Below are 17,461 nucleotides of genomic sequence, written 5' to 3' on the forward strand. Positions count from 1 at the left end.
CCCCGGTCCAACCGTGCCGCGGCGCCGCGCGGCCACCCGAAAGACCGTCGGCGGCGCGCCCGGCGGAACGGTTCCGAAAGCGCGCCGCCGAACGTCTCTCCGCCGGCGCCCGCCCGCCCCGGCGCGCGGGCCGCGTCGCGCCGGTGGCGAGGGGGCGAGGCCCGGCCGTCCGCCTCAGGCCACCGCCGAAAACGCCTGATCGAGGATGTCCGCGGCCTCGTCGATCTCGGCCTCGCAGACCGTCAGCGGCGGCGCGATCCGGAACACCGAGCACATGCCCGGCAGCGCCGCGATGTTCACCGACAGCCCCCGCTCCGCCGCCGCCCGCATCGCCGCCCGCCCCCGCGCCTCGTCCGGCGCCTTGGTCGCCCGGTCCGCCACCACCTCCAGCCCCACCAGCAGCCCCCGCCCGCGCACATCGCCGATGCAGGCGTGCCGCTGCGCCAGATCCCTGAGCCGCCCCTGCAGCCGCGCCCCCATCTCCGCCGCCCGCGCCGCCAGCCGGTCGCGCCCCACGATTTCCAGCACCTTCAGCCCCACCGCCGCCGGCAGCGGGTCGGAGACATGGGTGGTGTAGAACAGGAACCCCGCCGCATGCGCCGCAGCCTCGATCGCCTCGGAAGTCACCACCGCCGACAGCGGCAGCCCCGCCCCCAGGGTTTTGGAGAGCGTGAGGATATCCGGCGTCGCCCCGTCCCGCTCGAACGCATACATCAGCCCGGTGCGCCCGACGCCGGTCTGCGCCTCGTCGAGGATCAGCAGCATGCCGCGCGCCTCGCATTCGGTCTTGAGCGCGCGCAGATAGCCCTCGGGCAGGTCGATGACGCCGCCCGACGACAGGATCGGCTCCGCGATGAAGGCGGCGAGCGCGCCGGTCGACATCGCATCCACCGCGGCGAAATCGGCGGCCAGCAGCTCCCGCCAGCCCGGCCCGTCCTCGCCGAAGCGCGGCCGGTAGGCGTTGGGCGCGGGGATCGCGTAGTTCCCCGGCATCGCCGGTCCGTAGCCTTTCCGCCCCGCCGAATAGGTCGCCCCCGCCGCCGCCCCGGTCATGCCGTGCCAGGACTGGGCGAAGCTCACGACTTCCCACTTGCCCGTCACGCATTTCGCCATGCGCAGGGCGGCGTCGTTCGACTCGCCCCCCGTGGTCAGCAGCAGCGCCCGGTCGAGCCCCTCGGGCAGGGTCGCGCACAGCGCCTCGGCCAGGTCCACCACCGGCGGCGACAGCATCCCGGAATAGAGATGCGTCATGCGCCCGGCCATCTCCCGGATGGTCTCGGTGATCTCCGGGTGGCCATGCCCCAGCACCGCGGACATCTGCCCGGAGGTGAAGTCCAGGATCGAGCGGCCGTCGGCCGAGAACACCCGCGTCCCCTCGGCCCGCACGATCTCGGCGTCGAACCACTCGGCGCCGTAGCGGATCAGCGAGCGCCCGGCGCGGGCCATGAAATCGGGGGAGGTCGGCATGGCGAAGGCTCCTTGGGGCGAGGTGGATCAGGCCGCCAGTCTGCGCCCCCGCCCCCACCACCGGAAGCGCGTGACGATGGAGCGGACGCCGCTTTTCTCTCGATTTCCCCGCTGAAACGAGAATAAATGGATGAAACCCGGAATGTTGAGAGACAACCCATGCTCGACGCCCCCGACCGGCGGATCCTGTCGCTCCTGCAACGCGACGCGCGGCGCACGCAGGCGGAGCTGGCCGAGGCGGTGGGCCTGTCGCTCTCGGCCTGCGCCAAGCGCACCGCAAGGCTCTGGGCCGACGGCGTGATCGAGGGCGCGGTGGCGGTGCTCGACCGCGCCCGCTTCCGCCGGCCGGTGACGGCGGCGGTGATGGTGACGCTGACCGCGCCGCGGGCGGGGGTGTCGGAGGCCTTCGCCACCGCCATCCTGCGCCATGAGGAGGTGCTGCAATGCCATGTGGTGACCGGGGATTTCGACTTCCTGCTGATGGTGCAGGCGCGGTCGATCGAGGATTATCACGCCTTCGCCCAGGCCACCTTCGGCGCGCTGCCGACGGTGCGCGCCTACAAGACCACCTTCGTGCTGCGCACCCACAAGAACGTGGATCGGCTGCCCGACTGGGCCCTGGCCGCGCCCCCCGACTGAGGCCGTTTCGGCCCCCGAGCCAGGCGCCGCTTTCCCGGTCCGTCCGGGCGCGCCGCCCGACCGACCGCGGGGGCGCCGCCGCGGGTCGCAGGCCCCGCCCGCGAACTTTCCGCTGACGGAAACCGGACCTTCACCATTCCGCGTCAATTCCTTGCCCGACGTTGCCGGGCGCCGGGCGCTTCGCTAGGGTCTCGCGGAATCTAAGGGAAGGAGCCCGTCATGAATATTCCCGTGAATATCCCGATGAACCTCAAGGATCCGTCGGTGCTGACCGGCCGCGCTTACTTCGGGGGCCAGTGGCGGGACGGCGAAGGCGCCAAGAACTTCGAGGTGCACAATCCCGCCTCGGGCAAGCTGATCGCCGAAGTCGCAGACTGCTCCGTCGCCCAGGCCGCCCAGGCCATCGACGCCGCCTACGCCGCCCAGAAGGGCTGGGCCGCGATGCTGGCCTCCGAGCGCTGCGCCATCGTGGCCGAGCTCGGCCGGCTGATGATCGAACATGCCGACGATCTGGGCGCGATCCTCTGCGCCGAAATGGGCAAGCCCTTCGCCGAGGCCCGCGGCGAGATCCTCTACGGCGCTTCCTTCCTCGAATGGTTCGCCGAAGAGGGCAAGCGCATCTACGGCGACACCATCCCCGCGGCCGCCAAGGGCAAGCGCATCATCGTGCTCAAGCAGCCGGTGGGCGTGGTCGCCTGCATCACGCCGTGGAACTTCCCCAACGCGATGATCACCCGCAAGATCGCCCCGGCGCTGGCTTCGGGCTGCACCGTGGTGGCGCGCCCCGCCAAGCTGACGCCGCTCTCGGCCACCGCCATCGCGGTTCTGGCCGAACGCGCCGGCTTCCCGGCGGGAGTGTTCAACCTGATCACCTCGTCCTCGGCCTCGGGCATCGGCAAGGAGTTCTGCTCCAACCCCAAGGTCCGCAAGCTGACCTTCACCGGCTCGACCGAAGTCGGCCGGGTGCTGATGCGCCAGTGCGCGGACGACATCAAGAAGCTGAGCCTCGAGCTCGGCGGCAACGCGCCGTTCATCGTGTTCGACGACGCCGACCTCGACGCGGCGGTGGAAGGGGCGATGGGCTCCAAGTTCCGCAACGCCGGCCAGACCTGCGTCTGCGCCAACCGCATCTACGTGCAGAAGGGCGTCTACGAGGCCTTCGCCGAGAAGCTGGTGATGCGGATGCAGAGCCTGCATGTCGGCGACGGCTTCCAGGAGGGCATCAACATCGGCCCGCTGGTCGACATGGCCGCGGTCGAGAAGGTCGAGGAGCATGTCGCCGACGCGGTCGACAAGGGGGCCGAGGTGATGTTCGGCGGCTTCCGTCACACGCTGGGCGGCTCGTTCTACACGCCGACCCTGCTGACCGGCGTCACCCAGGACATGAAGGTGGCGAAGGAGGAGACGTTCGGCCCGGTCGCGCCGCTCTTCTCCTTCGACACGGAAGAGGAGGTGATCGCGATGGCCAACGACACCGAATTCGGCCTCGCCTCCTATTTCTACAGCCGCGACATCGGCCGCTGCTTCCGGGTGGCCGAAGCGCTGGAATACGGCATCGTCGGGGTGAACGACGGCCTGCCCTCGACCGCGGTGGCGCCCTTCGGCGGGGTCAAGCAGTCCGGCCTCGGGCGCGAAGGCTCCAAATACGGCATCGAGGACTTCCTCGAGGTCAAGTATCTCAGCCTCGGCGGCATCTGATCCGCGCCGCTTCCGACCGCGCCCCCTTTCGGCGCGGTCGGAAGCGCGCCCGTCGCCCGCCTGCCGGCGGCGCCGCGGCGCCATGGCGCGCGTCAGGCGGACCACGGGCTGCGACGGGCGCGGGCGGCACGGTCCCTCGCGGGCCTCGGCCGTGCCCTACCAGGCGTCGGACGTGTCCGACGCGGCGGCGCAGCCCGCTCCGCCCCTTCGCTCCCCTCCCCATCGCATCCCAGCGCATCGCATCGCATCGCGTATCGTCGCCTCCGATCCGAGGCGCGGACTCCGCATATCGGGGGCCCGGCAGCCACCGACCGCGCCGGCCCTGGCCCGCACGCGGCGCCGAAGGCTCGAAGCCCGGCCCAGACTCCGCCCCGGATCCTCTCCCGTCCTCGCGTCGCCGCGACGCCGGAGCCGGTCGCACCCGAACGGATCGAACCCGGTCGCTCCCCTTCGTCGCGATGAACGCCGCCCCAGCCCCTCGAAGCCGCCGCGCACGACCATTCCGAATGCGCCTGTCCCCAAAGCCGCGCCCTCCCGAAGATCCGCCCATTGGCCTCTTCCCCTCGCCCGCCACCCCGCGCCCTCCCCAACCCGCGCCACGCTTCAACCGCCGCGCGGGCGCCCCGCACCCGCCGGCGCAGCGCTCGTCGCGCGGCCCCCTTCCCCTCCGCCGCCCCGCCATGCCAACCTCGCCCGGCCGAAACCCGTCCCGGAGACCGCCATGTCCGACCGCCCCCGCGTCATCGTCACCCGCCGCCTGCCGCAGGCGGTCGAGGCCGCGCTCTCCGACCGGTTCGACGTCGCCCTGAACCCCGAGGACGCCCCTTTCGACGCCCCGCGCCTGGCCGAGGCCCTCGCCTCCGCCGACGCCGTGCTCTGCACCGTGGGCGACCGCATCGACGCCGCCGCGCTCGGCGAGGCCCCGCGCGCCCGCCTGCTCGCCAATTTCGCGGTGGGGGTGAACCATATCGACCTCGCCGCCTGCGCGGCGCGCGGCGTCGCCGTCTCCAACACCCCCGGCGTGCTGACCGACGCCACCGCCGACATCGCCATGTCCCTGATCCTGTCCGTCCTGCGCCGGGCCTCCGAGGGCGAGCGCATGATCCGCGAAGGCCGCTGGACCGGCTGGACACCCACCCAGCTGCTGGGCGGAGACCTGCGCGGCCGGATGCTCGGCATCGTCGGCATGGGCCGCATCGGCCAGGCCACGGCGCGGCGCGCCCATCACGGGTTCGGCATGCGGATCGCCTACGCCAACCGCTCCGAGGTCGACCCGGGCCTTCCCGCCCAGCGGATGGAGCTGCGGGCGCTGATGGCGGCCGCCGACGTGATCTCCCTGCACTGCCCCGGCGGCGAGGCCAATCGCGGCCTGATCTCGGCCGAGCTGATCGCGGCGATGAAGCCCGGCGCGGCGCTGATCAACACCGCCCGCGGCGACGTGATCGACGAGCCCGCCCTGATCGAGGCGCTGACCACGGGCCGCATCTCCGCCGGCCTCGACGTCTTCGCCGAGGAGCCGAAGGTGCCCGAGGCCCTGCGCGCGCTGGAAAACGTGGTGCTGCTGCCGCATCTCGGCTCCGCCACGCAGGAGACGCGCGAGGCGATGGGCATGAAATGCGTAGCGAACCTGGAGGCGTTCTTCGCCGGAACCCCCCTGCCCGACCGGGTGGTCTGAGGGGAGATGTCAGCGAAGCGCGCCGTCAACCGGGCGCCGGCGGCGACGTTCCGCCCGGCGCGCGTTGGACCGGGGCGCAGGCTGCGACGATCTCTCCCCCGGCCCGGACGGGCCAGGGGCGGGCCATCGCAAAACCCAAGCCGGGGGCGCGGCGCGCCCCGCCCCCGGCTGATGCGAAGGCCTCAGACCTTCTCCATCACCAAGGCGATGCCCTGCCCGACGCCGATGCACATGGTGCAGAGCGCGCGCTTCGCGTCCCGCTCCTGCAGCTCGCGCGCCGCGGTGATCGCCAGACGCGCCCCCGACATGCCCAGCGGATGGCCAAGCGCGATGGCGCCGCCATTGGGGTTCACATGCTCCGCGTCATCCGACAGGCCCAGATCCCGGGTCACGGCCAGGCCCTGCGCCGCGAAAGCCTCGTTCAGCTCGATCACGTCGATGTCGCCGATGGTCAGCCCCAGCCGCTCCAGCAGCTTGCGGGTCGCGGGGGCCGGACCGAAGCCCATGATCCGCGGCGGCACGCCGGCCGTCGCCATCCCGCAGATCCGCGCCACCGGCTTCAGCCCATATTTTTCGACCGCGGCGCCGGACGCGATGATCAGCGCCGCCGCCCCGTCATTGACGCCCGAGGCGTTGCCGGCGGTGACCGAGCCGCCTTCCTTGCGGAACGGGGTCGGCAGGGCGGCGAGCTTCTCCAGCGAGGTCTGGCGCGGATGCTCGTCCTGCGAGACCACCACCGCGTCGCCCTTGCGGCTCGGGATCGTCACCGGGACGATCTCCTTCGCCAGCCGCCCGTTGGCCTGGGCGGCGGCGGCGCGTTCCTGGCTGCGGAAGGCGAAGGCGTCCTGATCGGCGCGCGACACCTGAAAATCCTGGGCCACGTTCTCGGCCGTCTCGGGCATGGACTCGACGCCGTACTGCTTCTTCATCAGCGGGTTGACGAAGCGCCAGCCGATGGTGGTGTCATACATCTCCGACGAGCGCGCGAAGGCGGTCGGGGCCTTGCCGAGCACGAAGGGCGCGCGGGTCATCGACTCGACGCCGCCGGCGATGATGATCTCGGCCTCGCCCGCCTTGATGGCGCGCGCCGCGGTGCCGACCGCGTCGAGCCCCGAGCCGCAGAGCCGGTTCACCGTGCCGCCGGGCACCGTGTCCGGCAGCCCCGCCAGCAGCAGCGCCATGCGGGCGACGTTGCGGTTGTCTTCGCCGGCCTGGTTGGCGCAGCCCATGATCACGTCGTCGACCGCCTCGCCGGGCAGGCCGGTCTCGGCGATGAGGTGGCGCAGGACGCCGGCCAGCATGTCGTCGGGCCGCACGGGCGCGAGCGCGCCGCCGAAGCGGCCGATGGGGGTGCGGAAGCCTTCGCAGATATAGGCCTCGGGCATGGTCGTCCTCCTCCTCGCCGCTCATTCTTCCGGGCGCCCGTTGCGCGCGGAATGGAACGGGCTTGCGGCGCGCCCGCGCCGGCGGGGCCGGAGCGCGGCGGGGCCGCTTGGCTCAGAGAAATCGCAGGAACCGGGCGAGGGGTCAATCTGCCGGGCGCGCGGGTCGGGGGTCGCGGCCGAGGCCCGGGCCGGACCCGGCGATCAATAGGTCTTGGGGCCGTAGCCGGTGGGATAGGACGGCACGACCTGCGGCGTCAGCGAGCCGGCGACCTCCTTCGACACCGGCGGCGCCACCGGGGCGCAGGCGGCGGCGGCGATGGACGCGATCAGCAAGGCCGGCAGGGCGGCGCGGCTCAGGGCGCGGGTCAGGATGGCGTTGGTGCGGGTCATGGCGGGTCTCCGACTTCAGGCCGACGTCGCGGCGGGTTCGTCCGGGTTCCAGCGCCCGTTGCGGGCGTCATGACCTCATGATCTGGAGCGTCGTCAGGCGATTCCGGGGCGGAGATCCGGGCGAAGCGTGGCGATATGGCGCCCGTTCCCGGCGGGAAACGTTGCGTCAGGGAACGAAACCCCGCCCTACGCCCCGGTTTTCAGGCGAATGCGGCGGCTTCGGGGCCCTGATCGGGGCGGGCGGCGTTTGGGCGGCGCACGCTAGCCGCCGCCCGCCATCGCGCGCGCGTCGAGCACCGCGCGCGCCCAGTCCGCCGGGCGTTCCTGCGGCAGGTTGTGCCCGGCCCCTTCGAACACCCGCAGCGCCTGAGGCCCGGCGAAGCGCGGCGCGTGCGCAGCCGTCCCGGGGTTCACCCCGTCCGCGCCGCCATCCACCCGGATCGTCGGCACGGCGATCCGCGGCTGACGCGCCAGCGCCGCCTCCACCTCGGCCGCCGCCGGGTCGCCCGGAACCAGCCCGAAGCGATGGCGGTAGGAGTGCGTCACCACCTCCGCGAAATCGGGATTGTCGAAGGCGGCCGCCGACCGGGCGAAGGTCGCCTCATCGAAATCCCATTTCGGCGACCACATCCGCCACAGCAGCCGCGCGATCCCGGCCCGGTCCGCCTCCAGCCCGCGCCGCCCGCGCTCCGAATGGAAATAGTATTGATACCACAGCGCCGCCTCGGCCTCGGGCCGGGCGGGCTCCATGGCCCGGGCGATGTCCTGGATGTTGTAGGAATTGCCGGTGACCAGCGCCTCGACCCGCTCGGGCCAGAGCGCGGCGACCACGCAGGCCGCCCGCCCGCCCCAGTCGTAGCCGCCCAGCACCGCCCGCCCGATCCCCAGCGCGTCCATCAGCGCCAGCAGGTCGAGCCCCAGCGCCGCCTGCTCGCCCGAGCGCGGCGTGTCGGCCGACAGGAACCGCGTCGGCCCGTAGCCGCGCAGGTAGGGGACGATGACCCGCGCCCCGGCCCCGGCCAGGATAGGCGCCGCCTCGGCGTAGGCGTCGGGCGCGTAGGGGAAGCCGTGGCCCATCAGGCAGGGCCAGCCGTCGCCCGCCCCCCATTCCAGACAAGCGACCGAGAGCTGCCCGGCCCGCACCGTGAATTCGCGCATCCTCGCCTCCCTGTTCCCCTGCCCGGCAAGTCGCCCGACCGCGTCAGGGTCAAGCCGCCGCCGCCGCCAGGCGCCCCCCTCGCGCCAGCGAGGCCGGGGGCGAGAGGGGTTCCCCCCTCGAAGCCCCCGCCCCCCCGAATGAGACGCCGAACGCGAAGGGGGCGCGCACCGTCCCCGGCCCGCGCCCCCCGCGATCAGACCACTCCGAAGAGCTTACCGCGGCGCCATGCGGATCGCGCCGTCGAGCCGGATGGTCTCGCCGTTCAGCATCGGGTTCTCGCAGATATGCGCCGCGGTCAGCGCGTATTCGGACGGATCGCCGAGGCGCGAGGGGAACGGCACCTGCGCGCCCAGCGATTTCCGGGCCTCTTCCGGCAGGCCCATCAGCAGCGGCGTCAGGAACAGGCCCGGCGCGATGGTGCAGACCCGGATGCCCGACCGCGCGAGGTCGCGCGCCATCGGGATGGTCATGCCCACGACCCCGCCCTTGGAGGCGGAATAGCACAGCTGCCCGATCTGGCCCTCGAAGGCCGCGACGGAGGCGGTGTTGATGATCACCCCCCGCTCGCCGTCCTCGGTCACCGGCTCGGCGGCGGCCATGCCGGCGGCGGCCTGGGAGGCGACGTTGAAGGTGCCGAAGAGGTTCACCTTGATGATCTTCATGAAGTGGTCGGGGTTCAGGGGGTTCCCGTCCCGGTCCACGGTCTTGGCCGCGCCGCCGATGCCGGCGCAGTTGACCGCGATCCGCTCCTGCCCGTGGGCGGCGCGGGCGGCCTTGAGGCCCTCGGCCACCGAGGCCGGGTCCGACACGTCGACCTTCGCGAAGAGGCCGCCGATGTCCTTGGCGACCGCCTCGCCCTTTTCGGCGTTCATGTCGAACAGCGTCACCTTCACGCCGTGGGAGGCCAGCTTGCGCGCCGTCGCTTCGCCGAGGCCAGAAGCGCCGCCGGTCACCACCGCGGCCAGACCGCTCTGAAGTTTCATGTCATTTCTCCTGTTTGCTCGTGTTCGGATCGCCCGGCGCGCGCCCACGCCCCTCCGGCGAGGGAGAGGGTCGGGCGACGTCGCCGGCGGATGAGGGGTCGCGCGCCGGCCCGGGGCCTCAGCGCTGCTTGGGCTCGACGGTCTCGACCGGGCCGCCGGCCTCTTTCCAGCCGCGAAAGCCGGTCTCGACATGGGCGATCGGCTCCAGCCCCATGTCCTTCGCCACCTTGGCGGCGAGCGCCGAGCGCATGCCGCCGGCGCAGAAGAACACGAATTTCTTGCCGGACCGGAACTCCTCCTTGGCGTAGGGGCTGTCCGGGTCGATCCAGAATTCCAGCATGCCGCGGGGCACGTGCCAGGCGCCGGGGACGGCCCCGTCGCGCCACAGCTCGCGGATGTCGCGGATGTCGACGAAGGTGATGTCTTCGGCGCCGTGCAGGGCGATGGCCTGCGCGGCGGTCAGCACCTCCAGCTCGGCATTGGCCGCGTTCACCATGTCCTTGGTGCTCTTGATCGCCATGGTCGTTCTCCCGTCTGGACCGGCGTTCGAGGGCGCGGCCCGTTTAACCGATTGATTAAAGCCCCGAGGGGCGTTCCGCAAGGCGAAACCGAAGCGCGGCGTCCGGCCGGGGGCGACGGGACCGTCGGGGGCGGAAGCCCCCTCGGCCCCGCGCCTCGCTGCGCGAGGCGGCGCCCCGTTCCGACCGCGCGCGCCGGGTCCCGGTCAGTGCAGCTCCAGCGCCACCGCCGTGCCCTCGCCGCCGCCGATGCAGATGCCGGCCATGCCGCGCTTGAGCCCCTTGGCCTCCAGCGCATGCATCAGCGTCACCAGAATCCGGGCGCCGGAGGCCCCGATCGGATGCCCCAGCGCGCAGGCCCCGCCGTTGATGTTGAGCTTCGCACGGTCGATTCCCAGATCCACCTCGGCGGCCATCGGCACCACCGCGAACGCCTCGTTGATCTCCCACAGGTCCACGTCCGCGACCTGCCAGCCGATCCGCGCCATCAGCTTCTTCATCGCCGGCCCGGGGGCCGTCGAAAACCAGGCCGGCGCCTGCGCATGGGACGCATGGCCCAGGATCGTCGCCCGCACCGTCAGCCCCAGCCGCTCCGCCTCCGAGCGCCGCATCAGCGCCAGCGCCGCCGCGCCGTCGGAGATGGAGGAGGCGTTGGCCGGCGTCACCGTGCCGTCCTTGCGGAAGGCGGGCTTCAGGGTGGGGATCTTGTCGGGGCGGGCGCTGCGGGGCTGTTCGTCGGTCGCGACCTGCACCTCGCCCTTGCGGGTCCGCACCACCACCGGCGCAACCTCGGCGTCGAAGGAGCCGTCTTGCTGGGCCCGCAGCGCCTCGGCCAGCGACCGGATCGCGTAGGCGTCCTGCGCCTCCCGGGTGAACTGGAATTTTTCGGCGCAGTCCTCCGCAAACGTCCCCATCAGGCGGCCGGGCTCGTAGGCGTCCTCGAGCCCGTCGAGGAACATGTGGTCCTTGACCTCGGAATGCCCCAGCCGCGCGCCGCCGCGCATCTTGGGCAGCAGATAGGGGGCGTTGGACATGCTCTCCATCCCGCCCGCGACCATGATCTTCTGCGAGCCGGCGAGGAGCTGGTCATGCGCCATCATCACCGTGCGCATGCCCGAGCCGCACATCTTGTTGACGGTGGAGGCCGGGACCTCCTCGCCGAGGCCGGCCGCGAAGCCCGCCTGCCGCGCCGGGGCCTGGCCCTGGCCCGCGGGCAGCACGCAGCCCATCAGCAGCTCGCCCACCTGCGCGGGGTCGAGCCCCGCCCGCTCGATGGCGCCACGGATCGCGACGCCCCCCAGCTCCGCGGCGGTGGCGGACGAGAGCTCGCCCTGGAAGCCGCCCATGGGGGTGCGCGCCGCGCCGACGATGACGACGGGGTCTTCGATAGCTGAGGTCATCGCCTCGCCTCCCTGATGATTTTGCTTGGGTCGCATTTGGGGGCGCCAACGGCGGGGATGCAAGGGCGGGGGGGGAGGCGGAGGGGCGGCGGGACGCGATGACATTCGGGTTCGCCCGGCGCCGAGCGCTTATGAGCGAACAGAGGGACGCCTCGGATTTTCAGGCCTCGGACACCTGAGTGAAATCCGGCCTTCATTCTTCGAGAGGCGGCGCCCCGCGGAGACTGCCGGCCTCCCGGAAACCGTCGTTTGCAGTGCGCTTTTGCAGGTGCAGCCAAGGTCCGGTTCGAGCCCAAGGTGACCAATGCGGCGGCCTGAACGAATGTCCGCTTCTGCAAGCCGCGCGGGCAGCTACTCCACGACATACTCCAAGGCGAATGCTGCTCGTCGTTGAATTTGTGCGTCAGTGGATTTGGCTTCGGCTCGAAGCTCAGAAATAAAAGCGTCATTCTGAATCATAGGGATAAACTGGCAAAACCGACGAAATTCTCGAAGTGCGCCGTTACGAACGCGACGAAGGATCGTCTGGCGAAGAACGGCCCTTTCTCCATCCGTCAGTTCGATCTTCTTTATTAATCTCAACATTTTTTCCTTTGCGTAACCCGATCGATGATAAATTGGATCAACAGACAAGAAGCAAAACACAAACTGCCTTATCATTTTTTCTTCTGATATTACTTTGGCGCCAACCTTATCCATGTAGCTGTCAATCTCCGACCGAAAGCTATGGAACTCGCCGCACGCGTCTTGCCAAGATCGCTTATGAGCTTCCGAGCGGTCTCTTGCTTCGAATGTTGAGTGAATGCGCTCGTGCAACTCATTGAACTTGTCCCGATGATGAACAATCTGTGCTTTGAAATCTGACATAGTGTGACCGTAACTGATGCGACCATCGGGGCGGCAGCAAAGTCCGCTCACCGGACCTTGCCGAATGCTGGCAACGGTCCTTGCGATACTCAGGCCCGAACGCTTTTCGCACGAATCCAAAGGGAACACCGGGCCACCTTGGCTCAGCAGGGGCGGCGCGCCAAGGGCGGTCAAGATTTCGGATGGGTTTGCGAGGGTCGGCCTCCGACGCGAACGACTATTCGCTCACGACGCGCTCGGCCGTCCATTCGCGGCGCGCTATATCGCCATCGGACTTCGCCGACTTGCACTTCGCGCGCTGGATCTCCCCGGGGGGTCCAGGCGCGGGCATGGTCGAGCAGCAGGGAGAGCGGCGGGGGCCAGGGGATCGGCGCGGGCTCGGCGGCATCTCCGCCGAAAAGCACGTCATTCCAACGCGCCCTCGACCAAATCTCCAGCTGCGCCTCCAAAAACCCCGGCGAGGTCAAAAACGACCGCCGGATCTTGCGCCCCTCGCGGTCCGTCACCCGGATCGCGTAGGCGAGCCCCGGACCCTCGCGCGCCGCCCAGAGGCATATGCCGAACCCGCGGAGCTCGGTCTCCGCGATCCACCGCTCGCCCCGCGCGGGGGGCGCGAGGCCCGCCACGATCCCGGGCGTCAGGCGGCGGCGGTCGACCCATCGGCCACCCGCCGCCCCCTCCTCACTGGTTGCGCTGGCGGTAGCTGATCCGCCGCACCGAGCCGGTCTTCGAGCGCATCAGGATGGTCTCCGTCTCCATCCACTCGCCGTCGCGGCGGGCGCCGCGCAGGATCGAACCGTCGGTGACGCCGGTGGCCGCGAAGATCACGTCGTCGGTCACCAGCTCGCGCAGCGAATACTTGCGGTCCAGATCGGTGATCCCGGCCTTCCTGGCGCGGCCCTTCTCGTCGTCGTTGCGGAACAGGAGGCGCCCCTGGAACTGGCCCCCCATGCAGCGCAGCGCCGCGGCGGCCAGCACGCCCTCGGGCGCCCCGCCGGAGCCCATGTACATGTCGATGCCGGTCACGTCGCTCTCGGCGCAGTGGATCACGCCGGCCACGTCGCCGTCGGTGATCAGCCGGATCCCGGCGCCGGTGGCGCGGATCTCGCGCACCAGATCCTCGTGGCGCGGACGCTCCAGCACGCAGCAGGTGATGTCGGCGGGAGCGCAGCCCTTGGCCTTCGCCAGCGCCTCGATCCGCTCGGTCGGGGTCATGTCGAGGTCGACGACGCCTTCGGGATAGCCCGGGCCGATGGCCAGCTTGTCCATGTAGACGTCGGGCGCATGCAGCATCGAGCCGCGCGGCCCCATCGCGATCACGGTCAGGGCGTTGGGCATGTCCTTGGCGGTCAGCGTCGTGCCTTCCAGCGGATCGAGCGCGATGTCCACGGCCGGGCCGGCGCCGGTCCCGACCTCCTCGCCGATGAACAGCATCGGGGCTTCGTCGCGCTCGCCCTCGCCGATCACGACGACGCCCTGGATGTCGAGCATGTTGAGCTGTTCGCGCATGGCGTTGACCGCGGCCTGGTCGGCGGCCTTCTCGTCGCCCTTGCCGATCAGCTTCGCGGAGGCGATGGCGGCCGCTTCGGACACGCGGGCGAGGCCCAGCGACAGCATGCGGTCCGCGAAGATCGCGTCGGTGGCGGCGGGGCTCTTGTCGGGCATGGAAGCTCCCAGTTCGGGCGTAGGGCAGGCGGCGGGCCGGTCGACCCTCCGGTCACGGGTTCTACGAAGCGCCGGGGGCCGCGGCAAGGAAAAGTCCTGCGGCGGGGCGCGGCGCGAGGGCGTTCGGGGCGCGCGGGGAGGGGGGCGACGCTAACCTTCTCTAAACCGGGGCCGCGGTATGTGCGTGCCATCCAATCGGGAAGGAGATGCAGATGTTCGGCCTGTCGCGCGCCACGAAGAACCAGAAGGCGGACGCGCTGAGTCGCGCGCTGGAGGAAAGCTGGGCGGTGATCGAATTCACCCCGGATGGCACCATTCTCCGGGTCAACGACGCCTTCCTCAAGGTGGTCGGCTACGCGGAGCCCGAGCTGGTCGGCAAGCATCACTCGGTGCTCTGCCCGACCGAAGTCTCGAGTTCGGATTTCTACCGCACGTTCTGGAGCAACCTCGCCGCCGGCAAGCCCGCTTCCGGACGATTCAAGCGCCGCGACAAGTCCGGCAACGCGGTCTATCTGCGCGCCTCCTACATGCCGGTGCGCGACGCGGCCGGGAAGGTGGAGCGGGTGGTCAAGATCGCCGCCGACGTCAGCGAGGACGCGGACGCCGAGTTCGACGCCAAGGGCAAGCTCGAGGCGATCTCGCGCGTGCAGGCGATCATCGAATTCGATGTCGACGGCAAGATCCTGACCGCGAACGAGAAATTTCTGGAAAAGATGGGCTATCGCCTGGAGGAGATCCAGGGCAGGCACCACCGCATATTCCTGCCGCAGGGCGAGGCCGACCGCCCCGAATACGCCGAGTTCTGGCGCAAGCTGGCCAAGGGCCAGCATGTCTCGGGCGAATTCCGGCGGAAGTCCAAGGACGGCCGCGACGTGTGGATCGACGCCTCCTACAACGCGGTGATGGACCGCTACGGCAAGGTGCTGCGCGTGGTGAAGTTCGCCAACGACGTCACCTCGCGGGTGCGCTCGGTCGAAACGCTGGGCGTGGCGCTGGGGCGGCTGGAGGGCGGCGACCTGACCTTCACGGTCGACACCCCGCTCGAGCCCGCCTACGAGCCGCTGCGCGCCAGCGTCAACAAGGTGGCCGAGGCCTATCGCGCGATGGTGGAACGGATCGGATCGGCGACCGAGGCGCTGCGCCGCGGCTCCAGCCGGATCACCTCCGGCGCCACCGACATGTCGGACCGGGCCGAACAGCAGGCCGCGACGCTGGAGGAGGTGGCCGCGACCATCGAGGAACTGTCGGGGGCGATCACCTCGACCGCGCAGAGCTCGCGCCACGGCACCGAGGTGGTGCGCAAGGCGGCGGAGCGGACCGAATCGGGTCAGGCGGTGATCGAGCAGGCCACCCAGGCGGTGCGCACCATCGAAGAGAGCAGCCGGAAGATCAACGAGATCAACGTGGTGATCGAATCGATCGCCTTCCAGACCAACCTGCTGGCGCTGAACGCGGCGGTGGAGGCGGCGCGCGCCGGGGAGGCGGGAAAGGGCTTCGCGGTCGTGGCCTCCGAAGTGCGCAACCTCGCCCAGCGCTCGTCGGACGCGGCGGCGGACACCTCGCGGCTGATCAAGGAGAGCAGCGGCAACGTGGAGCGCGGCGCGCAGTTGATGAACGCGGCGGTGCAGGTGTTCAGCGACATCCGCGAGCAGGTGGAGGCGCTGGCCAAAAGCATCGCCGATATCGACACCGCGAATGCCGAGCAGTCGGCGGGGGTGAACGAGATCAATTCCGCGGTCTCGGATCTCGACGCCAACACCCAGGCCAACGCCCATGTCTCGGTGGAGAACGCGGCGGCGGCCCGGTCGCTGGACTCCGAACTGTCGGATCTCGCGGAGATGCTGGAGTTCTTCCGGATCGGCGCGCCCGCCAAGGGCCGTCGCGCCGCCTGACCCCGGGGGCGGCCGCGACGGCCGCGCCGCCAGGCCTCGCCCTCACGCCCGCGGCCGCATCGAGCAGGCCGCGGGCGTCAGCGTCTCCGACGGCGCGCGTCCGGATCGGCCCCGGCGCAGCGCCCGCCGCGGACGGAACGGGGCGAAGGGGGCGAAGGGCGCGGTCGCAAGAGATGCGCCCTAGCCGGGATGTCCCCCGGCCCGGCGCCCGAGGCTCAAACCGTCTCCACCCGCAGCGCCATCGGCACGTCGAGGCACTCCTTCATCGCCCCGAGCCGCCCCAGCGCCCCGTCCAGGGCGGCGCGCGAGGTGGGGTGGGTCATGAAGATCGCCGGGGCGGCGCCGCCTTCGTGGTCGTACTGGCGCATCTGGCGGATGGACACGCCCTCCTCCCCCAGCGCCGCGGCGACCTTGGCGAGCGTGCCCGGCGCGTCATGCAGCGACATGCGCAGATAATAGGCCGCGGCCCCCGCATCCGTGGCCCGCGCCGCCGCGACCAGCGACGCCGCCGGCGCGCCGAACACCGGCCCGAGCCGGCCGCGCGCGATGTCCATCACGTCGGCCATCACCGCCGAGGCGGTCGGCCCCTCGCCCGCGCCCGGCCCCTCGAACAGGGTCGCGCCGACGAAATCGCCCTCGACCACCACCGCGTTGGTCACGCCCGAAAGCTGCCCCAACCCGCTGTCGGCCGGCACCAGACAAGGGCTCATCCGCTGCTCCAGCCCCGCCTCGCTCATCGAGGCGACGCCCAGCAGCTTGATCCGGTAGCCCATGTCCTGGGCATGCGCGATGTCGGTCAGCGTCACCCGGTCGATGCCCTCGGTCTGCACGCCGGCGAAATCCACCCGCGCCCCGAAGGCCAGCGCGGCCAGCAGCGACAGCTTGTGCGCCGCGTCGACGCCGCCCACGTCGAAGCTCGGATCGGCCTCGGCGTAGCCCAGCCGCTGCGCCTCCTCCAGCACTTCGGCGTAATCGGCGCCGCGGGCCTGCATCTCGGTCAGGATGTAATTGCAGGTGCCGTTCATCACGCCCATCACCCGGCGGATGCCGTTGGCGGCGAGCCCTTCGCCCAGGGCCTTGACGATGGGAATGCCGCCGCACACCGCCGCCTCGTAGCGCAGGGCGAGGCCCGCGGCCTCGGCGGCCTCGGCCATGGCCTGGCCGTGATGGGCGAGCATCGCCTTGTTGGCGGTGACCACATGCTTGCCGGTCGCGAGCGCGGTCTCGACGGCGGCCTTGGCCGGCCCGTCCTCGCCGCCCATCAGTTCCAGCAGCACGTCGACGTCGTCGCGCCGGGCGAGCGCCACCGGATCGTCCTCCCAGGCATAGGCGTCGAGCGACACCCCGCGATCGCGGCTGCGGGAGCGGGCGGAGACCGCGGCGATCTCGACCGGACGCCCGGCCCGGACCGCGAGCAGGGCGGCATGGGTCTGCACGATCCGGACCACCCCCGCGCCGACGGTTCCCAGTCCGGCGATGCCGAGGCGAAGCGGGACGTCGGTCATGATCGGGATCCTCCGGGACGGCGGCGTTGCAGGCAGGGGCTCTCTTAGCCGGAGGTCGGTCGCTTGGCCAGATGCGGGGCGGCGGTCATCGCGGGCGGGCGCCCGAGCCCCGGACCGCGGCGCCATCGGCGAGGCAGGCGCCGCGCAGGCCCCACGCCCGGCGGGACCGCGGCGCCCGCGGCGCAGGGCCACGTCATCGCCCATGGCGCCGCCGCGAG

The 17,461-nt window shown here is 71.3% G+C and carries 14 protein-coding genes; 4 read left to right on the forward strand and 10 right to left on the reverse strand.

The genetic code is table 11. The features are described 5' to 3' along the window. Nucleotides 1–174: 174 nt before the first annotated feature. The gene (locus tag ACTB72_RS14630) at nucleotides 175–1,467 is read right to left on the reverse strand and encodes an aspartate aminotransferase family protein (protein ID WP_463037737.1); all 1,293 of its coding nucleotides are present in this window, start codon (nucleotides 1,465–1,467) and stop codon (nucleotides 175–177) included. 159 nt (nucleotides 1,468–1,626) lie between these two features. Here ACTB72_RS14630 and ACTB72_RS14635 point away from each other — a divergent pair, with 159 nt between their 5' ends. From ACTB72_RS14635 to ACTB72_RS14645, 3 genes are all read left to right on the forward strand, one after another. After that, a complete protein-coding gene (locus tag ACTB72_RS14635; protein ID WP_463037738.1) occupies nucleotides 1,627–2,106 on the forward strand; it encodes an Lrp/AsnC family transcriptional regulator in 480 nt (159 codons plus the stop codon). A gap of 219 nt (nucleotides 2,107–2,325) precedes the next feature. Continuing rightward, nucleotides 2,326–3,804 carry an NAD-dependent succinate-semialdehyde dehydrogenase gene (locus ACTB72_RS14640; protein WP_463037739.1) on the forward strand — a complete coding sequence of 493 codons (1,479 nt, stop codon included), beginning with the start codon at nucleotides 2,326–2,328 and terminating at the stop codon, nucleotides 3,802–3,804. A 721-nt stretch (nucleotides 3,805–4,525) separates the two neighbouring features. Next, nucleotides 4,526–5,479, forward strand: a complete 954-nt coding sequence (locus ACTB72_RS14645) for a 2-hydroxyacid dehydrogenase (RefSeq protein WP_463037740.1) — start codon at nucleotides 4,526–4,528, stop codon at nucleotides 5,477–5,479. A gap of 182 nt (nucleotides 5,480–5,661) precedes the next feature. On the opposite strand, the gene pcaF is transcribed toward ACTB72_RS14645, so the two are convergent. The 8 genes from pcaF to glpX all read right to left on the reverse strand — a co-directional run bounded on the left by pcaF (nucleotide 5,662) and on the right by glpX (nucleotide 13,846). Beyond that, nucleotides 5,662–6,864 (reverse strand): 3-oxoadipyl-CoA thiolase, encoded by a 1,203-nt coding sequence (gene pcaF, locus ACTB72_RS14650; protein ID WP_463037741.1) that lies wholly within the window; start codon nucleotides 6,862–6,864, stop codon nucleotides 5,662–5,664. A 201-nt stretch (nucleotides 6,865–7,065) separates the two neighbouring features. Continuing rightward, complete coding sequence (locus tag ACTB72_RS14655) at nucleotides 7,066–7,254, reverse strand: hypothetical protein (protein WP_463037742.1); 189 nt, start codon at nucleotides 7,252–7,254, stop codon at nucleotides 7,066–7,068. Nucleotides 7,255–7,515: 261 nt separating this feature from the next. After that, on the reverse strand, nucleotides 7,516–8,412 hold the full coding sequence (locus ACTB72_RS14660) for an alpha/beta fold hydrolase (RefSeq protein ID WP_463037743.1): 897 nt from the start codon (nucleotides 8,410–8,412) through the stop codon (nucleotides 7,516–7,518). A 213-nt stretch (nucleotides 8,413–8,625) separates the two neighbouring features. Next, complete coding sequence (locus ACTB72_RS14665) at nucleotides 8,626–9,396, reverse strand: SDR family NAD(P)-dependent oxidoreductase (protein WP_463037744.1); 771 nt, start codon at nucleotides 9,394–9,396, stop codon at nucleotides 8,626–8,628. Nucleotides 9,397–9,514: 118 nt separating this feature from the next. Next, entirely contained in the window at nucleotides 9,515–9,916 is a 402-nt protein-coding gene (locus tag ACTB72_RS14670; RefSeq protein WP_463037745.1) for a rhodanese-like domain-containing protein, read from the reverse strand. A 204-nt stretch (nucleotides 9,917–10,120) separates the two neighbouring features. After that, nucleotides 10,121–11,314, reverse strand: coding sequence for an acetyl-CoA C-acyltransferase (locus ACTB72_RS14675; protein ID WP_463037746.1), 1,194 nt, complete (start codon nucleotides 11,312–11,314; stop codon nucleotides 10,121–10,123). 351 nt (nucleotides 11,315–11,665) lie between these two features. Further along, nucleotides 11,666–12,355 carry a hypothetical protein gene (locus ACTB72_RS14680; protein ID WP_463037747.1) on the reverse strand — a complete coding sequence of 230 codons (690 nt, stop codon included), beginning with the start codon at nucleotides 12,353–12,355 and terminating at the stop codon, nucleotides 11,666–11,668. A 507-nt stretch (nucleotides 12,356–12,862) separates the two neighbouring features. Beyond that, nucleotides 12,863–13,846, reverse strand: a complete 984-nt coding sequence (glpX, locus tag ACTB72_RS14685; protein ID WP_463037748.1) for a class II fructose-bisphosphatase — start codon at nucleotides 13,844–13,846, stop codon at nucleotides 12,863–12,865. 212 nt (nucleotides 13,847–14,058) lie between these two features. Here glpX and ACTB72_RS14690 point away from each other — a divergent pair, with 212 nt between their 5' ends. After that, entirely contained in the window at nucleotides 14,059–15,738 is a 1,680-nt protein-coding gene (locus tag ACTB72_RS14690; RefSeq protein ID WP_463037749.1) for a methyl-accepting chemotaxis protein, read from the forward strand. Nucleotides 15,739–15,953: 215 nt separating this feature from the next. Here ACTB72_RS14690 and ACTB72_RS14695 read toward each other — a convergent pair whose 3' ends face one another. After that, complete coding sequence (locus tag ACTB72_RS14695) at nucleotides 15,954–17,243, reverse strand: homoserine dehydrogenase (protein WP_463037750.1); 1,290 nt, start codon at nucleotides 17,241–17,243, stop codon at nucleotides 15,954–15,956. Between the last annotated feature and the right edge of the window lie 218 nt (nucleotides 17,244–17,461).

The organism is Albimonas sp. (assembly GCF_055129145.1).